This is a genomic window from Amycolatopsis sp. cmx-8-4 (assembly GCF_046548675.1).
Classification (GTDB): Bacteria; Actinomycetota; Actinomycetes; order Mycobacteriales; family Pseudonocardiaceae; genus Amycolatopsis.
Map to the genome: position 1 here is coordinate 1 of NZ_JAEBDZ010000109.1, position 528 is coordinate 528.

Here is a 528-nt window from a genome sequence, read left to right on the forward strand (position 1 = left end):
CGTAGAACTTCTTGTTGCCGACCTCGCCGTCGATCTTCAGGACGCCGTCGTAGTTCTTGAAGAAGTGGTCCACGATCGGGCGGGTGAACGCGTACTGCGTGTCGGTGTCGACGTTCATCTTCACCACACCGTAGGAGACGGCTTCGCGGATTTCTTCCGGCAGTGAGCCGGAGCCGCCGTGGAAGACCAGCTCGAACGGCTTCGACCCGGCGTCGAGGCCGAGTTTCTTCGACGCGGCTTCCTGCCCGCCCTTGAGCACGTCCGGGCGCAGCTTGACGTTGCCGGGCTTGTAGACGCCGTGGACGTTCCCGAACGTGGCGGCCAGCAGGTAGCGGCCGTTCTCGCCGGAACCCAGCGCGTCGATCGTCTTCAGGAAGTCGCCTTCGGCGGTGTAGAGCTTCTCGTTGATGTCGTGGGCGACGCCGTCTTCTTCGCCGCCGACGACGCCGATCTCGACTTCGAGGATGATGTTCGCCGCGGCGGTCTTGGCCAGCAGTTCCTGGGCGATCTGCAGGTTTTCGTCGAGGT

The 528-nt window shown here is 63.6% G+C and carries 1 protein-coding gene; it reads right to left on the reverse strand.

Annotated elements, in window-relative coordinates:
* A partial coding sequence (locus tag ACLJQZ_RS48615; protein ID WP_410628525.1) for a class II fructose-bisphosphate aldolase occupies nt 1–528 on the reverse strand: 528 nt, incomplete at both ends.